Annotated in this window: 15 protein-coding genes; 4 read left to right on the forward strand and 11 right to left on the reverse strand. The window is 63.9% G+C overall.

Going from position 1 to position 17045, the window contains the following annotated elements; all coding sequences use genetic code 11:
- Positions 1 to 154: 154 nt before the first annotated feature.
- Positions 155 to 1678, forward strand: a complete 1524-nt coding sequence (locus tag AWT76_RS05055) for a YifB family Mg chelatase-like AAA ATPase (RefSeq protein WP_072245387.1) — start codon at positions 155 to 157, stop codon at positions 1676 to 1678.
- Here AWT76_RS05055 and AWT76_RS05060 read toward each other — a convergent pair.
- The 4 genes from AWT76_RS05060 to rsmI all read right to left on the reverse strand — a co-directional run bounded on the left by AWT76_RS05060 (position 1635) and on the right by rsmI (position 4768).
- On the reverse strand, positions 1635 to 2552 hold the full coding sequence (locus AWT76_RS05060) for an alpha/beta hydrolase fold domain-containing protein (RefSeq protein WP_072245388.1): 918 nt from the start codon (positions 2550 to 2552) through the stop codon (positions 1635 to 1637). The two genes, AWT76_RS05055 and AWT76_RS05060, sit on opposite strands and share 44 nt — an antisense overlap.
- Positions 2549 to 3496 carry a glutathione synthase gene (gene gshB, locus AWT76_RS05065; RefSeq protein ID WP_072245389.1) on the reverse strand — a complete coding sequence of 316 codons (948 nt, stop codon included), beginning with the start codon at positions 3494 to 3496 and terminating at the stop codon, positions 2549 to 2551. Before gshB ends, AWT76_RS05060 begins: the two co-directional genes overlap by 4 nt.
- Before the next feature lie 73 nt (positions 3497 to 3569).
- A complete protein-coding gene (locus tag AWT76_RS05070; protein ID WP_072245390.1) occupies positions 3570 to 3923 on the reverse strand; it encodes a YraN family protein in 354 nt (117 codons plus the stop codon).
- Positions 3920 to 4768 (reverse strand): 16S rRNA (cytidine(1402)-2'-O)-methyltransferase, encoded by an 849-nt coding sequence (gene rsmI, locus AWT76_RS05075; protein WP_072245391.1) that lies wholly within the window; start codon positions 4766 to 4768, stop codon positions 3920 to 3922. The genes AWT76_RS05070 and rsmI overlap by 4 nt, the downstream gene beginning before the upstream one ends.
- A 159-nt stretch (positions 4769 to 4927) precedes the next feature.
- On the opposite strand from rsmI, the gene AWT76_RS05080 reads away from it, so the two are divergent.
- The 3 genes from AWT76_RS05080 to murJ are packed head-to-tail and all read left to right on the forward strand — an operon-like array spanning position 4928 to position 10429.
- A complete protein-coding gene (locus AWT76_RS05080; protein ID WP_072245392.1) occupies positions 4928 to 6097 on the forward strand; it encodes a penicillin-binding protein activator in 1170 nt (389 codons plus the stop codon).
- A 41-nt stretch (positions 6098 to 6138) separates the two neighbouring features.
- The gene (locus tag AWT76_RS05085; RefSeq protein ID WP_072247471.1) at positions 6139 to 8883 is read left to right on the forward strand and encodes a [protein-PII] uridylyltransferase; all 2745 of its coding nucleotides are present in this window, start codon (positions 6139 to 6141) and stop codon (positions 8881 to 8883) included.
- 1 nt (position 8884) lies between these two features.
- The gene (gene murJ / locus AWT76_RS05090) at positions 8885 to 10429 is read left to right on the forward strand and encodes a murein biosynthesis integral membrane protein MurJ (protein ID WP_072245393.1); all 1545 of its coding nucleotides are present in this window, start codon (positions 8885 to 8887) and stop codon (positions 10427 to 10429) included.
- Between the two features lie 99 nt (positions 10430 to 10528).
- Here murJ and AWT76_RS05095 read toward each other — a convergent pair whose 3' ends face one another.
- Genes AWT76_RS05095 through AWT76_RS05125 form a run of 7 tightly spaced genes read right to left on the reverse strand, consistent with a single transcriptional unit; the run spans position 10529 to position 16970 of the window.
- A complete protein-coding gene (locus AWT76_RS05095) occupies positions 10529 to 11458 on the reverse strand; it encodes an AEC family transporter (RefSeq protein ID WP_072245394.1) in 930 nt (309 codons plus the stop codon).
- A 1-nt stretch (position 11459) separates the two neighbouring features.
- Positions 11460 to 12257, reverse strand: a complete 798-nt coding sequence (locus tag AWT76_RS05100; RefSeq protein WP_072245395.1) for an MBL fold metallo-hydrolase — start codon at positions 12255 to 12257, stop codon at positions 11460 to 11462.
- Positions 12257 to 13045, reverse strand: a complete 789-nt coding sequence (locus AWT76_RS05105) for a TatD family hydrolase (RefSeq protein ID WP_072245396.1) — start codon at positions 13043 to 13045, stop codon at positions 12257 to 12259. The genes AWT76_RS05100 and AWT76_RS05105 overlap by 1 nt, the downstream gene beginning before the upstream one ends.
- Positions 13042 to 14145: a DNA polymerase III subunit delta' gene (locus AWT76_RS05110; protein ID WP_072245397.1), complete on the reverse strand. Its 1104-nt coding sequence runs from the start codon at positions 14143 to 14145 to the stop codon at positions 13042 to 13044. Before AWT76_RS05110 ends, AWT76_RS05105 begins: the two co-directional genes overlap by 4 nt.
- On the reverse strand, positions 14142 to 14768 hold the full coding sequence (gene tmk / locus AWT76_RS05115) for a dTMP kinase (protein WP_072245398.1): 627 nt from the start codon (positions 14766 to 14768) through the stop codon (positions 14142 to 14144). The genes AWT76_RS05110 and tmk overlap by 4 nt, the downstream gene beginning before the upstream one ends.
- A 2-nt stretch (positions 14769 to 14770) precedes the next feature.
- Positions 14771 to 15946: a D-alanyl-D-alanine carboxypeptidase family protein gene (locus tag AWT76_RS05120; protein WP_072245399.1), complete on the reverse strand. Its 1176-nt coding sequence runs from the start codon at positions 15944 to 15946 to the stop codon at positions 14771 to 14773.
- Between the two features lie 10 nt (positions 15947 to 15956).
- A complete protein-coding gene (locus AWT76_RS05125) occupies positions 15957 to 16970 on the reverse strand; it encodes an SPOR domain-containing protein (protein WP_082700112.1) in 1014 nt (337 codons plus the stop codon).
- Positions 16971 to 17045 lie beyond the last annotated feature (75 nt).

A 17045-nucleotide genomic window follows, 5' to 3' on the forward strand; every position in this document is an offset into this window, starting at 1 on the left:
TTTGTTTGCAAGTTTTACGCCCCGTGGGCGGTACCGGTTCACTTTTTCCCTGCGGCAGCCCGCCGCAGGGGGCAACACGCTTGCGTGATCTGGATGTGTTAACCAGTTGGAAACCAGTTTGACGTTAACCTTTCCCGGTCAACCGGGGTGGGTCATGGTCGCACGCGCTTTCACTGTCGCTTTCGAGGGGATTGAGGCCCGCCTTATCGAAGTGCAATGCGCGCTGTCTCCGGGCTTGCCTGCGTTCCAGATTGTCGGTCTGCCCGACAAGGCGGTGTCCGAAGCGCGCGAACGGGTGCGCGCGGCGCTGTCGGCCCTGTCAATCGCGCTGCCGTCAAAGCGGATCACCGTCAACCTGTCGCCCGCCGATATCGTGAAGGAAGGGTCGCATTTCGACCTGCCCATCGCCATGGCCTTGCTTGCAGCTTTGGACATCTTGCCGTCCGAGGAGGTGGCCCAAAGCGTCGCGCTGGGCGAACTCTCGCTTGATGGGGCATTCGTGCCCGTGGTGGGCGCTTTGCCCGCCGCCATGGCCGCCGCCGAAGCGGGCTTTGCGCTGGTCTGCCCCGCGCCTTGCGGGCCCGAAGCGGCTTGGGTCGATGCTGCCCGCGTTCTCGCCCCCGAAACGCTATCGCAGCTGATCCGCCATTTCACCGGCCAAGCGCCGCTTGCCCCCGCCAAACCGGGAGAGGTAACAACCGATACCGGCGCGCGTGACCTGTTCGACGTGAAAGGACAAGAGCGCGCGAAACGTGCTTTGGAAATCGCCGCCGCTGGACGGCACCACATGCTGATGGTCGGCCCGCCCGGTTCGGGCAAATCCATGCTGGCGGCGCGGCTGGCCGGGATATTGCCGCCGCTGTCACCCGCCGAGGCTTTGGAAACCTCGATGATCCATTCCATCGCAGGGCTTTTGGACGAAGGTGGCATTTCTCGCGCACGCCCCTACCGCGAACCACATCACACCGCATCCGTTGCGGCGATTGTGGGCGGCGGCAAGGGCGCGAAACCGGGAGAGATTTCGCTGGCCCATAACGGCGTGCTGTTCCTTGATGAATTCCCGGAATTCCCCCGCGCGGTGTTGGAAACCCTGCGCCAACCGATAGAGACCGGCGAAGTCGTCGTCGCCCGCGCGAACGCGCATGTGCGTTACCCCTGCCGGTTCCTGCTTGTCGCCGCCGCCAACCCCTGCAAATGCGGCTACTTGTCCGACCCGCACCGCGCCTGCGCCCGCGCGCCTGCTTGTGGCGAGGATTACATGGGCCGCATTTCCGGCCCGCTGCTGGACCGGTTCGATTTGCGGGTCGAAGTGCCGCCCGTGGGGCTGGCCGATCTGGACCTGCCCGCCACGGGCGAAGCGTCGCGCGATGTGGCGGCGCGTGTGGCCCGCGCGCGGGGCGCTCAGGCTGCGCGCTATGCAGGGCATGGGGCGGTGCGGGTGAATGCCGATGCCGAAGGCGCGCTGTTGGAAGACATCGCGGCCCCCGACACAGAGGGCCGCGCGCTGCTGACCCGCGCCGCCGACCGTTTGGGCCTGAGCGCGCGCGGCTATCACCGCCTGCTGCGCGTTGCGCGCACGATTGCCGATCTGGATGGCTGCGACACGGTGCGCGCGCCGCATATGGCAGAGGCGATCAGCTTCCGGCTGATGGGGCTGGACCAGCCTGCGCGCGTATGAAGGCGGCGGCTTCTGTCAGGGATGCGCGCGCCTCTGGCAACCAGCCGTGGAAATATTGCCAGACATGGGGCAGGTTGCCGCGTTCTTGCAGCGTCACATCAACCCCTTGCGCCCGCAGATGTTGGACCATGCGCGTGGAATCCGAATGCAGGATTTCGGTGCGCGCCACCTGTATCAGCACCGGCGGCGCGCCGACAAAGGTGCCGTAAAGCGGCGAGATGCGCGGGTCGCGCGGGTCCGCCCCTTGCAGTACACGGTCGCGCAGCCGTTCCAACCGGGTGATTGGCAGCAGGATTTCGCTGCGCGCGTTCTGAACAATCGACGGGCCTTCAAACGCGAAATCGGTGAAGGGCGAAAAGGTCACGGCGCAGGCGGGGCGCGGTTGGCCTGTCGCGCAAAGATGGCCAAGCAGCGCCAGCGCCAGCCCCCCGCCTGCCGAATCGCCTGCCAGCACAATTTTTCCCGGTGCATGGCCTTTGGCAAGCAAGGCGCGCCAGGCGGCCAGCGCATCCTCAAACGCTGCTGGAAACGGGTGTTCGGGGGCCAGACGGTAATCGGGCAGGCAGACCTCCAGCCCCGTCTTGCGCTTCAGGTAACCTGCCAGTGCCGCATGGGTGTGCGGGTTGCCCATGACATAACCGCCGCCATGCAAATACAGGATCATCGGCGCGCCGGGGGCGGGCAGGGCGGTCCAGAGCGCGGGTATATCGCCCAACCTGTCGGGCGTGAAGTGCTGCCATGGCCGCCCGCGCGCGTTCAGCCATGCGCCACGCTCGAACCATTTGCGCGCGCCCGCGCTGTCGGGCTGGCGCGCCAGCGAGCGGCGCGCCACGCGCCGCAGGAACACGCGCAAGACCTTGAGTTGCCAGCTCATCCGGTGGCGCGCTTGGTCTCGATCGCGTCCCAGATCAGCGCCGCGCCATTGGTGCCGTCAAACCGTTCCAGTTCCTGCAAGCCGGTGGGCGAGGTCAGGTTGATCTCTGTCAGCCAGTCGCCAATCACGTCGATACCGACGAAGATTTGCCCTTTCTCGCGCAGCAAAGGCCCGATTGCGGCGCAAATCTCGCGGTCGCGATCGGTCAGTGCGACCTTTTCGGCACGTCCGCCCACATGCATGTTCGAGCGCGTCTCGCCCTCGGCTGGCACGCGGTTGATAGCGCCGATGGGCTCTCCATTGACCAAAATGACCCGTTTGTCGCCTTTCGTCACGGCAGGTAGGTATTTCTGCACGATCAGCGGCTCTGTGTTGATGCCGGTGAATAATTCGTGCAGCGAGGCAAGGTTGCGGTCGCCCGCGTCCAACCGGAACACGCCTGCGCCGCCATTGCCGTAAAGCGGTTTCAGGATCACATCGCCATGTTCTGCCTTGAAGGCGCGGATGGTCGCCAGATCGCGCGCGATCATGGTCGGTGGTGTCAATTCTGGAAAGCGCAAGACCAGCAGCTTTTCGGGGTAATTGCGCACCCAGAACGGATCATTGACCACCAGCGTTTGCGGATGGATCATGTCCAGCAGATGAGTGGTGGTGATGTAGCCCATGTCGAAAGGCGGATCTTGCCGCAGCCAGACCACATCGACCTCGGCAAGATCCAAGTCCTGCACCGGACCAAGTGCCACGTGGTTGCCGGCAACCCGCTGCAAGGTTGCCGCTTGCGCTTGCGCCATCACACGCCCTTCGCGGTAGCAAAGCTTGTCGGGCGTGTAGACGAACACCTTATGCCCGCGCGCCTGCGCTTCCAGTGCAATGCGGAAACTGCTGTCACCGTCGATATTGACGGTTTCGATCGGGTCCATCTGAAAGGCAACGCGTAGCGCCATGTCATTCGTCCTGTGCCAAACTGCTGTTAGGCTTTAGATGGACGAGGAACTGGCCTCTTGCAATGGCAGCCGGTCAGGGCCAGAGCGCATTTTCCATGATCGCGACGTCGCCTTGCGTATTGACCAGCGCAAGATCGAAGCGTGTTTGCGTCAATTGTCCGTTGGGCTGCCCGCCCAGAAATTCGGCCGCGGCCGCGAACACCCGCGCAATCTGGCGCTGTCCCAATCTTGCGCGCGCGGCATCGAAACTGCGGCTTTTCTTTACTTCAACAAAGATGACCTCGTCGCCAAGGCCAAGCACCAAGTCGATTTCGCCGCCCCGTCCGCGATAGCGCCGTTCCAATAGCCGATAACCTCTGGCTGTATAGTCGCGCAAGACGCTGTCTTCGGCGGCCAGACCGGCGTAATGGTTGCGGGCGTGGTTCATGTCTCTGTCCCTTTCGCAAGGGCGGCCTGATACACGTCGCGACGTGGCAGCCCCAGATCACGCGCCACCTGAGCGACCGCTTCCTTCACCGACATGTCGCGCAATGCTGCATCCAAGGCTGCATCCAGCGTTTCTTCATCCGCGCGGAACGGCGCGGCGCGGTCCACGACCAGCACGATTTCGCCCTTGAGCGACCGATCCTTGATTGCCAGTGCCAATTCGCCCAGGGGCATGCGCAACACCTCTTCATGCAGCTTGGTCAATTCACGACAAAGCGCGGCTTGCCTGTCTGCTCCAAGACTGTCGCAGAGTTCGTTTAAGAATCGGTGAATCCGCTTGGGCGATTCGTAGAACAGAAGCGTGGCGGGTACGGCTGCGGCCTCTGCCAGCATAAGTTTGCGCGCCCCGGCTTGAGCAGGCGGGAAGCCCAAGAAACAAAACCTGTCGCTTGGCAGGCCCGCCACGCAAAGCGCCGCCATGACCGCAGAGGCGCCCGGTGCTGCCAGCACCGGAAGGCCGGCATCAATCGCGGCGCGGGCAAGGCCGAATCCGGGGTCCGAGACGAGCGGCGTTCCGGCCTCTGACGCATAGAGCACCGATTGCCCCTCGCGCAGCGCTTGAAGCAATTTCGGCCGCATTTGCGCGCCGTTATGGTCGTGATAGGGCAGCACGCGGCGTCCGTTCAGGGCGACCCCGTGCAATTCCATCAGCCGCCGCAGGCTGCGGGTGTCCTCTGCGACCAGCAGATCGCAACCGGCCAGCAGGTCAAGCGCGCGCAAAGTGATGTCGCGCGCCGCGCCGATAGGAGTGGCAATCAGGTGCAGACCTGGGGCAATCGCGGGCATGGTATCACTTCTTTCGCGTCTGATCGACTTACGCCCTTGTGCCCCGCACAACGCGGCACCGCAAGCGTAGCGCCGCCGTCGTCGGTCTTGGGGCGTTTACTTCAAGCCGGTGCTTGCGTAGTCTTCGCCCAAATTCGCGTGTTCGGGAGAGTGCAGAAAATGTTTCGGAACTTGATAGGGCGTCGCACCGTCACCGCTGGCCTTGTGTCGGCTTTCGTGCTGGCCGGGTGCGAGGGGGGGCTAGGGCCTGTCGGTGGCGGCAGCCGCGTAAACACTGATCGCCCGGTGACGGTGGCATTGCTGGTTCCGGGCGGGTCCGAGGATGAAGGGCGCGCCGTTCTGGCCGAGGGCTTGGAAAACGCGGCCCGGCTTGCGGTTGCCGATTTGCAGGGGGTGCAGATTGATCTGCGGGTTTACCAGACGGCGGGCGACGCGGAACGGGCTGCCAGCGTAGCCCAGCAGGCGGTCGACGATGGCGCGAAGATCATTCTGGGTCCGCTTTTTGCCGATGCCGCGCGCGCGGTTGGTCAGGCGGTCAGACCTGCGGGCGTGAATGTGTTGAGCTTTTCCAACAACCCGTCGGCGGCGGCTGGAAATGTCTTTTTGCTTGGCCCGATGTTCGAGAACACGGCAAGCCGTCTGATGGATTTCGCCGCTGCCCAAGGCAAGGGGCGCGTTATGCTGGTGGCCGAGAGGAACGAAGCCGGAGATGCCGCCACATCTGCCGTGCAGCGGGCGGCCAGCCGCAGCTTGGCAGAGCTGGTTGCGTTAGAAAGCTATTCGTTCTCGCAGCAGGGCGTTGTGCAGGCGCTGCCGGATATCGCCTCAGAGGCCCGCGCGAGCAATGCGCAGACGCTGATTTTCACCGCCGGGTCCGAAGGCGCCTTGCCCCTGTTGGCAGAGTTGTTGCCACAAAACGGGCTGTCGCCAGAGACCTTTCAATATGCCGGGCTGACACGCTGGGACCTTCCGGCCAGCACCATGTCGTTCAAGGGCTTGCAGGGCGGCTGGTTCACCTTGCCCGATCCTTCGGTGATGCGTCAATTCGAGGCCCGCTACCAAGGCGCCTATGGCGAGGCCCCACACCCCGTGGCATCTCTGGGGTTCGATGCGGTCGCCGCGGTCGGGGCACTTTTGACGTCTGGCGGATCGGATGCATTGAGTGCGGCGCGGATCACACAGGGCAACGGGTTCAGCGGCGCAGCAGGCGTGTTCCGTTTCCGGCCCGACGGCTCTAACGAGCGTGGCCTTGCGATTGCAGAGATCCGCGATGGCGAGAGCGTGGTCATCAGCCCGGCCCCGCGCAGCTTTGATGGGGGCGGGTTCTGAGCGTGGGATTCGCCAAATCGGCCACGGAGGGCGCCGCGCCGCTGACCTTTGGGCCCTTTGCCGCAGCGGAAATTCTGGATCAGGCCGCGCTGGACCTGAGGCTTGCGCAGGCGCTGTCTGCCGCGCCCGATGCACGCGCCATGAGGGGCGGATTGGTCGGCGTTCTGAAAGCCGCTTTGACCGATGGGCGCGCAAGGCTGGAAGCGATTTACCGCGCCCATCCGCGCGACGCGCGCGACTTTACCGCCGCCAATTCGTGGCTGACGGATTGCATTGTGACCACCGCGTTGCAGGCGGTGCAAACCCGGATGCACCCCAATCCCAACCCGTCCGATGGCGAGCGGATCGCGACGCTGGCCGTCGGTGGCTATGGCCGGGCCGAGATGGCGCCGCATTCCGATATTGACCTGTTGTTCCTTGTGCCGTGGAAGGTTACCGGCTGGGTCGAGCAGGTGATTGAATCGACGCTTTATGTGCTGTGGGATCTTAAGCTGAAAGTGGGCCATGCCAGCCGCAGCATTGATGAATGTCTGCGCCTTGGTAAAGAGGATATCACCATCCGCACGGCGCTTCTGGAACATCGGTTCTTGCATGGCAACGCCGCATTGGCGCACACGCTGCGCACGCGGCTTTGGTCCGAATTATTCGCCAAGACCCATGCCGATTTCGTCGAGGCCAAGCTGGCCGAACGCGATGCGCGGCTAAGCAAGATCGGCAATCAGCGCTATCTGCTGGAACCCAATGTGAAAGAAGGCAAGGGCGGGCTGCGCGACCTGCAAACGCTGTATTGGATCGCAAAATATATTCACGAGGTCGATCAGGCGCGCGAGCTGGTGGGCTTGGGCTTTTTCCGCCCCGAGGAATACGAGGCTTTCCGCGAGGCAGAGACCTTTTTATGGGCGGTGCGCTGCCATATGCACCACATTGCCGGGCGGGCGGTTGAACAGCTGACCTTTGACATTCAGGTCGGGGTCGCCGACTGCATGGGCTACAAGGACCATGGAGGACGCCGCGGGGTCGAGCATTTCATGCAGGACTATTTCCGCAATGCCACCCGCGTGGGCGAATTGACCCGCATCTTCCTGACCGAACTGGAAGCGCGCCACGTCAAGCGCGAGCCTTTGCTGCGTAACTTCCTGAACCGGCGCAAGAAAATGCGCCACAGTCTGCGTGTGGTCCAAAACCGGCTGGACATAGAAGACGAGGCAGCGTTTCTGTCCGACCCGCTGAACATGCTGCGCATCTTCGAAGAAGCGCTGGTCACAGGCTACCTGATGCACCCCAATGCGATGCGGCTGGTCGCGGCCAATCTGCACATGATCGACGCGAAACTGCGGGCCGAACCCGAGGCGCATAAGATATTCATGCGGTTGCTGCTGAAACATGGCAACCCAGAACGCGCGCTGCGGCGGATGAACGAACTGGGCGCGCTCGCAGCTTTCATCCCCGATTTCGAGCCAATCGTGGCGATGATGCAATTCAATGTCTACCATCACTACACGGTCGATGAGCATACCATTCAATGCATCAGCACGCTGGCGCAGATCGAACGTGAAGAACTGGACGAAGAATTGCCCATCGCCTCGCGCATCCTGCGCGATGGGGTGAACCGTCGGGTTCTGTTCATTGCGCTGCTGTTGCACGATATCGGCAAAGGGCGGCCGGAAGATCATGCTGTTCTTGGGGCACAGATTGCGCGGCGCGTCGCGCCCGCGCTGGGGCTAAAACGTGCCGAATGCGACACTGTCGAATGGCTGGTGCGCTACCATCTTCTGATGTCGGACACCGCGCAGAAACGCGACATTTCCGACCCGCGCACGGTGCGCGATTTCGCCAAGCTGGTGAAAACCCGCGAAAGGCTGGACCTGTTGACGGTGCTGACCGTGTGCGACATTCGCGGCGTCGGGCCGGGAACGTGGAACAACTGGAAAGCGCAGCTTTTGCGCCAGCTTTACCGTGAAACCGCGAATGCGCTGGAAAACGGGCTGGAAGAACTGAACCGCGAGAACCGCTCTGACGAAGCCAAGCGCGCCCTTCGCGCCGTGCTGGCCGATTGGCCCTCTGCAGATCGCCGGGCGGAACTTGCGCGCCATTACGACCCCTATTGGCAGGGCCTGCCCACCACGACCCATGCTGTATTTGCCCAGCTTTTGCGCGATGTGACCCCGGCCACCATCCGGGTTGACCTGCATCCCGAACCCGACCGCGACGCGACGCGCGCCTGTTTCGTGCTGTCCGACCATGCCGGTATTTTTGCGCGTTTCGCTGGCGCGCTGGCCTTGGTCGGCGCGAATATCGTCGATGCGCGAACCTATACCACCAAGGATGGTTACGCGACCGCGGCGTTCTGGATTCAGGATGCCGACGGTCATCCGTTCGAGGAATCCCGCCTGCCGCGTCTGCGCAAGATGATCGAGCGGACCTTCTCGGGCGAGGTGGTCGCTTCGGAAGCGTTGGAGAACCGTGACAAGGTCAAGAAACGCGAGCGCGATTTCCGCGTCCCGACCAATATCAGCTTCGACAATGAAGGCTCGGAAATCTACACCATCATAGAGGTCGATACCCGCGACCGTCCCGGCCTGCTGTTCGATCTGGCGCGGACGCTGGCCGATAGCAATATCTCGATTGCCAGCGCGGTGATTGCCACCTATGGCGTGCAGGTTGTTGATACTTTCTATGTGAAAGACATGTTCGGGCTGAAACTGCACGCCAAATCCAAGCAGGAATCGTTGGAACGCAAGCTGCGCGCGGCGATCAAGGCGGGCGCAGAGCGCTCGGTCGCCTGACATGGCCGCCATCCGCATGGTCAAGGGCTTCCTGACGGTTGGGTTGTGGACGCTGCTGTCGCGCGTGTTCGGCTTTGCGCGCGATATCATGATCGCGGCCTACCTAGGGCCGGGGGCCGTGGCGGACGCGTTCTTCGTTGCCTTTTCACTGCCCAATATGTTCCGCCGCTTTTTTGCCGAAGGGGCGTTCAATTTTGCCTTCGTGCCGCTGTTTTCCAAGAAATACCAAGCGGGTGAAGGTGCCGAAAGCTTCGCGCGCGACGCTTTTTGGGGCATGGCCGCGCTGTTGGCGGTGTTTTCGGTGCTGGCGGTGCTGGCCATGCCGCTTTTGGTCTGGGCCATGGCGGCAGGGTTTGCGCAGGATGCACGTTTCGATATGGCGGTCGATTTCGGGCGCGTGGCGTTTCCGTATATCCTGTTCATCTCGCTGACCGCGTTGCTGTCGGGAATGCTGAACGCCGTGGGGCGCTTTACAGCCGCCGCGGCAGCGCCCGTGCTTTTGAACATCATCTTTGTCACCGGCATCGTGGTTGCCGGGGCCATGGGCTGGCCAATTGGTCCGGCGCTTGCGTGGTGTGTGCCGGTTGCGGGTGTGGCGCAACTGGCGCTTTTGTGGGTGGCGGTGCGGCGCGCGGGCTTTGCCATGCGGTTTCAGCGTCCCAGACTTACGCCCGAATTGAAGCGCCTTGCCGTGATTGCCGCACCAGCCGTTCTGGCCGGCGGCGTGGTGCAGATTAACCTGCTGGTGGGCCGTCAGGTCGCCAGTTTTACCGAGAACGCGATTTCTTGGCTGAATTTCGCGGACCGGCTGTATCAATTGCCCTTGGGCGTGGTGGGCATTGCGGTCGGCGTGGTGCTGTTGCCGGAATTGTCGCGCCGCTTGGCGGCGGGCGATACGGACGGCGGGCGGCACAGTTTCAACCGCGGGATGGAATTTTCGCTGTTCCTGACCGTGCCCTCGGCGGTGGCGCTGGCCGTGATCGGCGCGCCCATCGTGGCGGTGCTGTTTGGGCGCGGGGCATGGACGGATGCCGACACGCAGGCCACGGCGCTTGCGCTGGCCGTCTACGCGCTGGGCCTGCCTGCCTTTGTTCTGCAAAAGGTGCTGCAACCGCTGTATTACGCGCGCCATGATACGAAACGCCCTTTTCAATTCGCGGTTACGTCCATGGTGGTGAATGCGGCCGTTGCCGTCGGCCTGATGCCGCTAATCGGCTTTGTCGCAGCCGCCTTGGCCACAACATTCGCGGCTTGGGTCATGGTCGGGCAGCTCTGGCGGGGCGCGCGGGCGATGGGCCCGGCCGCGCAGATTGACCCGCAACTGCGCGGGCGCGTCTGGCGTATCGCTCTGGCCTCTGCTGCGATGGGGGCGGCACTTTTTGGGGCGGCTCAGCTTGTCGCGCCCATGCTTGCCATGGCCGGGTGGCGCTACCTTGCGCTTTTGGGGCTGATCGCCGTGGGCAGCGCGGTCTATCTGGGGCTGGGGCAGGTGATCGGCGCTTATGACGCGCGCGAGATTCGCGCCAGCCTGCGCCGGGGGCGCTAGGGCGCGCCGCGTTCATTCGCGTTCACGCGCCCCACTCTAACCTTCTATGATCGCACGTCTTTCTGAGCAAAACTGGGAAGCACTTTTGCGCGACGTGCGCTAGGGCAGGATCTGTAGCCAGACCCAGCCGGTCAGCATGACCAGCCCCGTTCCGATCAGCGCAGAGGATGCGGCCACCCGTTTCGCGCGCCCATACATATTGGCAAAAACATAGACATTCACGCCCGGTGCCATGGCTGCCGTGACCACGGCCGAGCGCAGCGCCTCGGTGGACAGCCCGAACGCTTTGGCCAGCCCGTAGGTGATTGCCGGGTGCACCACCAGCGACAGCGCCACGACATAGGCAATCGTGCGCAAATCGCCTTCGGGCCGGTAGCGATACAGCACGCCCCCCAGACTGAACAATGCCGCAGGCAATGCTGCGCGCACCATCATGTCCAGCGCATCTTCCATCACCTCCGGCACGGGCAGGCCCGACAGGTTCACGGCAAAGCCCAGCGCAATCGCGATCACAAGCGCATTGTGGAACATGGCGCGCAGCACGCGCGCCCCGGTATCGCGCAAGCGCCCGCCGCGGTTGCGCATCAGCTCCATCGTGGTAATGCCGATGGCGTAGCAGATCGGCGAATGCAGCGCGATAATGGCGTAGTTTGCCGCCAGCGCATCTGGGCCATAGGCGCGCTCTGATATCGGCAGGCCCAGCAGCACCGTGTTGGAAAACAGCGCGACAAAGCCGATGGCCACGCAATCTTCCCAGTCGCGCTTGAAGAACAGGCGTGCCCCCGCAAAGCCAAGGCCGAAACTGACCACGGCCCCTGTGTAGAAACTGACCAGCAAGCGCCAGTCAAATTCCTGCCCCAGATCCAACCGGGAAATGGCGGCAAAAAGCAGGCACGGGATGGCGAAACTCTGGGTAAACCAGACCACGCCTTCGACTTGGGTGTCGGAAATCAGGTTGCGCCAGCGTGCGACATAGCCAAAACCGATGACCAGAAAGACAGGCAATATGACATCGGCCAGTGCCTGCATGTCACAGCGCCAGCGTCACGGTCATCCCGTCGAAAGCGGGGGTGACATGGTCGGGCGTTTCCGCATCCAGCGTCGCATAATCCAGATCCAGATGCATGTTGGTCAGCACAGCGCGGGCGGGGCGCGCGCGGGTGATCCAGTCCAATGTCATCTCCAGATGGGCATGGGTCGGGTGCGGGGTGCGGCGCAGCGCATCGATGATCCAGACATCCAGCCCCTCCAGCAAGGGCCAGCTTTCGTCGTAGATGCCAACGACATCGGGGCAATAGGCCAGCCCCCCCACGCGAAAGCCAAGCGCATCAATACCGCCATGGTTCAGCCGGATCGGGTGCAGCACCAGCGGCCCGCCCGGCCCCTCGACGGTAAAAGCGCCGTCAATGCTGTTCATGCCCAGAATGGGCGGGTAAGGCGAATTCGGCGGCTGGATGAACGCATAGCCAAACCGCGACAACAACGAATCTTGTGTCGGACCATCAGCCCAGACGGGCAGCTTTTCGCGCATGTTGAAAACGATCTGGCGCAAATCGTCCAGCCCGTGCACATGGTCGGCATGGGCATGGGTATAGACCACCGCGTCCAGCCGCCCGATGCCTGCGTCCAGCAATTGCTCGCGCATGTCGGGGCCGCTGTCGATCAGCACCTGTGTTATGCCGTCCGGCCCAAACCGTTCCAGCAATAGCGAGCAGCGGCGGCGGCGGTTGCGCGGATTGGCCGGGTCGCACGCACCCCAATGCCCGCCAAGGCGCGGCACCCCGCCAGACGACCCGCAGCCCAAGATCGTGGCGCGCAATTCCGCCATCAGGCCACCGCCTTCCAGAACAGGCGGTCGAAATTCGCGCTGGTCTGGGCGGCGAAGTCTGCTTCACTCATCCCGAAAAGCTCTGCGCCGACACGGGCAGTATGGGCGGTATAAGCAGGTTCATTGCGGCGGCCCCGGTGCGGCGGCGGGGCCAGATAGGGCGCGTCGGTTTCCACCAGAATGCGGTCCACCGGGGCGCTCGCGAAAATCGCGCGCAAATCGGTGCTGCGGGGGAAAGCCGCGATGCCCGACATGGACAGGTAAAAGCCCAGGTCCAGCGCGGCTTGCGCCAGTGCCGCACTGCTTGAGAAGCAATGCATCACGCAACTATACCCACCCGCACGGTGTTCTTCCGTCAAGATACGCGCCATATCCTCATCGGCGTCGCGCGCATGGATAATCAGCGGCAGCTTGGTTTGGCGCGCGGCCTCTATGTGAATGCGCAGGCTCTTTTGTTGCACATCCGCGCTTTCGGCGGTGTAATGATAATCCAGCCCCGTTTCGCCAATGCCGACCATCTTGGGATGGTCCGCCAGCGCGACCAATTCATCCACCGTGACCATGGGGTCGGATGCCACGCTCATCGGGTGGGTGCCGGCGGCAAAAAACACGCTGGGGTGTGACTCTGCAATGGCTTGCACCTTGGGCAGGGCCGACAGTTTGGTGCAGATCGTGACCATACGCGCGACGCCCGCCGCATGGGCGCGGGCGATTAGCTCCTCATGCTCTCCGTCGAAATCGGGGAAATCGAGGTGGCAATGGCTGTCGACAAGCTGCGGCTGGGTCATGCACTTTGTCCCAATACGGGGCGTAACCCCTCTTCGGTTTTCAGCACCATATCCAGCACCAGCGCCGCAGGGTCAAGGTTCACCGCGCGGCCATGCCTTGCGCGGGCCGACAGCGCGGGGGCGAGTTCGGCAAGCCTTTGCGCGGCCTGTTGGTGCGGCGCAATGCGCGCCAGAAGGGCCGCTTCGCCTTCCACCGCTTCTGGCCCTGGCCCCATGATGCCTGCGCGCGCCGCGCGCGCCATGAACAGATCGAACAGGCGCAGGAACAGCGCGAAGCGGGTTTCATTGCCCTTGCCGGTCATCGATTCTGCCAGTCGCAGCGCCCGCGCGCGGTCCATGCGGGGCAGGGTGGCGAATAGCGCGACCATCTCGGCGTAAATCTCTGCCCCGCCGCCAAGTGCCAGTTCCACCGCTTGGCCGACCGACCCGCCGGACAGTTCGGCCAAGGTCGCCGGGTCGCCATCGACCCCGGCTTGGGCAAGGGCGGCGGCGAAATCATCCGCGCCAAGCGCCGACAGCCGCAGATCCCGGCAGCGCGATCGGATTGTGGGCAACAACCGCGAGGGCTGATGCGACACCAGCAGCAGCGTGGCATTGGCGGGCGGTTCTTCCAGCGCCTTAAGCAACGCATTGGCGGCGTTGGTGTTCATCTCGTCGGCGGCATCCACGATCACCACGCGCTGCCCGCCATCCGCTGCCGATAGCCCGAAAAACCCGTGCAACCGGCGCATGACATCGACCGTGATATCGCGCCGCAGGTTGCCCTTGTCGTCGGGGCCGCGCCGGACTACCAACAGCCCGCCATCCGCGCCCGCGCGCAACCGGCGCACGGTGGGGTTGTCTTCGGGCACATCCAGCGTGTCCGGCGGGCCGAACATGCCGCCAGTGTCACCGGCCAGCAGAAACCGCGCGATGCGCCACGCCAAGGTTGCCTTGCCAACGCCCATCGGGCCGCTGAGCAACCATGCATGGTGCATCCGACCCGACCCGTATGCTTGCAGGAACGCGGCCTCTGCCGCCGCTTGGCCGAACAGAACCGGGGTTGCGCAAGGGTGCGGCGCGCCCTCGCGCTGGTCGGGCAGGTCCGGCATTTCTGTCATCGCAGATGCGCCGTGACCCGCGCGGCCATGTCCTGCGCGATGACATCCGGCGCGCGCGTGCCATCAATAACCTGCACGCGGGCGGGATATTCTTGCGCCAGTGCCAGAAACCCGGCGCGCAACGCTTCCTGAAAGCCAAGACCAAGTTCTTCGAACCGATCCTCGCCCGAGCGCCGCGCCAGCCCACGCGCCAAAGCCGCCCGCGCATCCATGTCGATGACAAAGGTCAGGTCCGGTTCGATCCCGATGACCAGATCGTGCAGGCGGTCCACCAACGGGCGCAGGTTGGCGCGCGCCACGCCCTGATAAACGCGTGTCGAATCCGCGAAACGGTCGGTTATGACCACCGCGCCCCGGTCCAGCGCAGGCTGGATGGTGCGTTCCAGATGGTCGCGGCGCGCGGCGTTGAACAGCAATATTTCGGTTTCTGCCGACCAGCGCGCCGGGTCGCCTTCGACCAGCAAGCGGCGGATGGCTTCGGCACCCGGTGCGCCGCCCGGCTCTCGTGTGACGACAACATCATGCCCTGCCGCTGCCAAGCCTTCGGCCAAAAGCCGCGCCTGTGTGGATTTCCCGCTGCCATCAATCCCCTCGACGCTGATGAACAGGCCCTGCGCGCGCATCCTTAGTTCAGCGCCGTTTCAGTCTCGCCCCGGGCCAGCGCAATCAGCCGCAGCGCAGCGGCTTGCGCGCGCACCATGAAGCCGCCTGCTGGCACATCGGCCCCGGCCACCAAATCAAAGCTGAGCGGTTCCATCTCTGGCGGGGTGACAACCAATCGTCCCATCACATCGCCCGCCACGATCGGGGCGGGCAGGGGGCTGTCATATTCCACGCGCGCATCAAGCTGCGCCGCGCCGATTGCCGGCACCAGCGCGCGGGCGTCTTCGGCCACGACCAGTGGCACGGTAGAGGCCTCTCCCAGCCAGACCGGTGCGGCCGCCAGCACGGTGCCGGGAACGGCGACCGTCACCTCGGCGAATTGCCGAAATGCCCAGTTTATGATCGATTCCGCCTCTTGCACCCGTTCGGCGGCGCTGTTCAGGCCGCCAAAGGCGAAAACGATCCGTCTGTCGCCTTGCTGCGCCGATCCGGTCAGCGAATAGCCCGCATCAGAGGTGAAACCGGTCTTCAACCCGTCCAGCCCGATGCCAGCATCCACAAGCGGCAGACGGTTTTCTTGTTCAATGCCGTTCCAAGTGAACACGCGTTCGCTGAAATAGGGGTAAAATTCGGGGTGTTCACGTATCATATAGGTGGCCAGCGTGACCAGATCGCGTTTTGACATGCGGTGGCTCGGTTCCGGCCAGCCAGAGGCATTGGTGATATTGGTGTTGGTCATGCCCAATTCGCGCGCGCGCTGTGTGGCCATGCGGGCATAGGCGTCCTCTGTCCCGGCCAGCCCTTCGGCCACGACCACCGCGGCGTCATTTCCTGACAGAACGGCGATGCCGCGGATCAGGTCCTTGGCCGTGGGCCGGTCGCGCATTTCCAGAAACATCCGCGACCCGCCCATCTCATAGGCGCGTTGCGACACGGAGAATGTCGTATCCAGCGCAAGGCGGCCTTCCTTGATGGCTTCGAACAGCATCTCCAGCGTCATCAGCTTGGACATGGATGCAGGCGCCAGCGGCTGGTCTGCGTTCTTGTCCAGAAGCACCGTGCCCGTGCTCAGGTCCAGCACATAGGCCGATGTGGCGCGGGTGCTAAAGCCCCCCGGCCCGTCCTGCGCCAAAAGCGCAGTCGGGGCGGCCAGCCCAAGACCCCCCACAAGGATGCTGGCAATTAGACGGATCGGCATGGCAACTCCTTCATCGACGGACGGCATATGCATCAGCAAAGCCCAGTTTCTTGACTTGGGCAAGGATGTCGCGGCGCTCTGCCGCTGTGCTGGCCGGGCCGACCACAACGCGCCAAAACGCATTGCCCTGCGTGCGGCCGGGTTTGATGCTGGCCGTCAGCCCCGCCTTGCGCATGGTTTCGGTGGCACCGTCGGCGTTCGATTCCACGCTGAAAATGCCGATCTGCACGAAAGGACGGTCCAGCGCGCTGGGCGCGGGTGTGTCCGTGCTGGCCCCCGCCATGGGTGTTGGCATGGTCGGGACGGCGTCTGCCGCGACTGCGGGGGCATCGGTTGCCGAGGGTGCCGCATCCAGCGTGGCCGTGGTGATCTCTGACGGTTCCGCGTCATCGCGCCCGAACAGCCGCGCGAAGAACCCGCGTTTGCGCGGCTCTTCTGCGTCCGGTAGGGCGATCATGGTTTCGCTTGCGGCATCGGCTTCGGCGGTGCCGTCCGGTGCCGATTCGGCGGTGGCCTGTGCCGCAGTTTCGCTGTCCGCTTCGGCGGGCGGGGCTGACGCGGTTTCCGATGCAGGCTCTGCCGTGGCGTCGGGCGCAGCTTCGGGCGCGGGGCGTTGCTCTTCCGTGCGCAGGGCAACCACTTCCAACGGGGTCGGTGCACCGGGCAGCATTCCAACGGCTTCGGCCGCTTCGGCAGACACCTGAAATACCGGGCCGGGATTCATCCTCTCGCGCTTGAACAGCGCGCCCACGGTTTCACGCCCGGAGTCCGTGTTGCGGATAATCACGCGTTCGGGCGCCTTGACGTCCGGATGTGCGACCCAGACCCCGCCAAGCGACGGGCGGCCATCCCACAGGCCCTTGTCGCTTTGGGAAAAGACATCGGGCGCTTCGACATCGCGTTCGACCACACCCCCGCCAGCTTGCGCGACAGGTCTGGTTTCGGTGCCATCCGTGCCCTGCAAACAGCCCGATAGGGCAAGGCACAGGGCAAGCGATATACTGGCTACTCTGTTACTGATCATTCTGCCTCTCTCTCGCGTCGCGCATCCGCTCTGATGGCGGGTTTAGCGGCAAGCGGTGTCTTTGCGCGTTTTATA

It is taken from the genome of Roseibaca calidilacus (genome assembly GCF_001517585.1).
GTDB classification, from domain to species: Bacteria; Pseudomonadota; Alphaproteobacteria; order Rhodobacterales; family Rhodobacteraceae; genus Roseinatronobacter; species Roseinatronobacter calidilacus.

Bases quoted from the DNA above. Each gene is read 5' to 3' on its own strand.
- AWT76_RS05125 (WP_082700112.1), bottom strand. From the start codon at position 16,970: ATGATCAGTAACAGAGTAGCCAGTATATCGCTTGCCCTGTGCCTTGCC.
- murJ (WP_072245393.1), top strand. From the start codon at position 8,885: ATGGCCGCCATCCGCATGGTCAAGGGCTTCCTGACGGTTGGGTTGTGG.
- AWT76_RS05120 (WP_072245399.1), bottom strand. From the start codon at position 15,946: ATGCCGATCCGTCTAATTGCCAGCATCCTTGTGGGGGGTCTTGGGCTG.
- AWT76_RS05055 (WP_072245387.1), top strand. From the start codon at position 155: ATGGTCGCACGCGCTTTCACTGTCGCTTTCGAGGGGATTGAGGCCCGC.
- AWT76_RS05105 (WP_072245396.1), bottom strand. From the start codon at position 13,045: ATGACCCAGCCGCAGCTTGTCGACAGCCATTGCCACCTCGATTTCCCC.
- AWT76_RS05095 (WP_072245394.1), bottom strand. From the start codon at position 11,458: ATGCAGGCACTGGCCGATGTCATATTGCCTGTCTTTCTGGTCATCGGT.
- rsmI (WP_072245391.1), bottom strand. From the start codon at position 4,768: ATGCCCGCGATTGCCCCAGGTCTGCACCTGATTGCCACTCCTATCGGC.
- AWT76_RS05110 (WP_072245397.1), bottom strand. From the start codon at position 14,145: ATGACAGAAATGCCGGACCTGCCCGACCAGCGCGAGGGCGCGCCGCAC.
- AWT76_RS05070 (WP_072245390.1), bottom strand. From the start codon at position 3,923: ATGAACCACGCCCGCAACCATTACGCCGGTCTGGCCGCCGAAGACAGC.
- AWT76_RS05060 (WP_072245388.1), bottom strand. From the start codon at position 2,552: ATGAGCTGGCAACTCAAGGTCTTGCGCGTGTTCCTGCGGCGCGTGGCG.
- gshB (WP_072245389.1), bottom strand. From the start codon at position 3,496: ATGGCGCTACGCGTTGCCTTTCAGATGGACCCGATCGAAACCGTCAAT.
- tmk (WP_072245398.1), bottom strand. From the start codon at position 14,768: ATGCGCGCGCAGGGCCTGTTCATCAGCGTCGAGGGGATTGATGGCAGC.
- AWT76_RS05080 (WP_072245392.1), top strand. From the start codon at position 4,928: ATGTTTCGGAACTTGATAGGGCGTCGCACCGTCACCGCTGGCCTTGTG.
- AWT76_RS05100 (WP_072245395.1), bottom strand. From the start codon at position 12,257: ATGGCGGAATTGCGCGCCACGATCTTGGGCTGCGGGTCGTCTGGCGGG.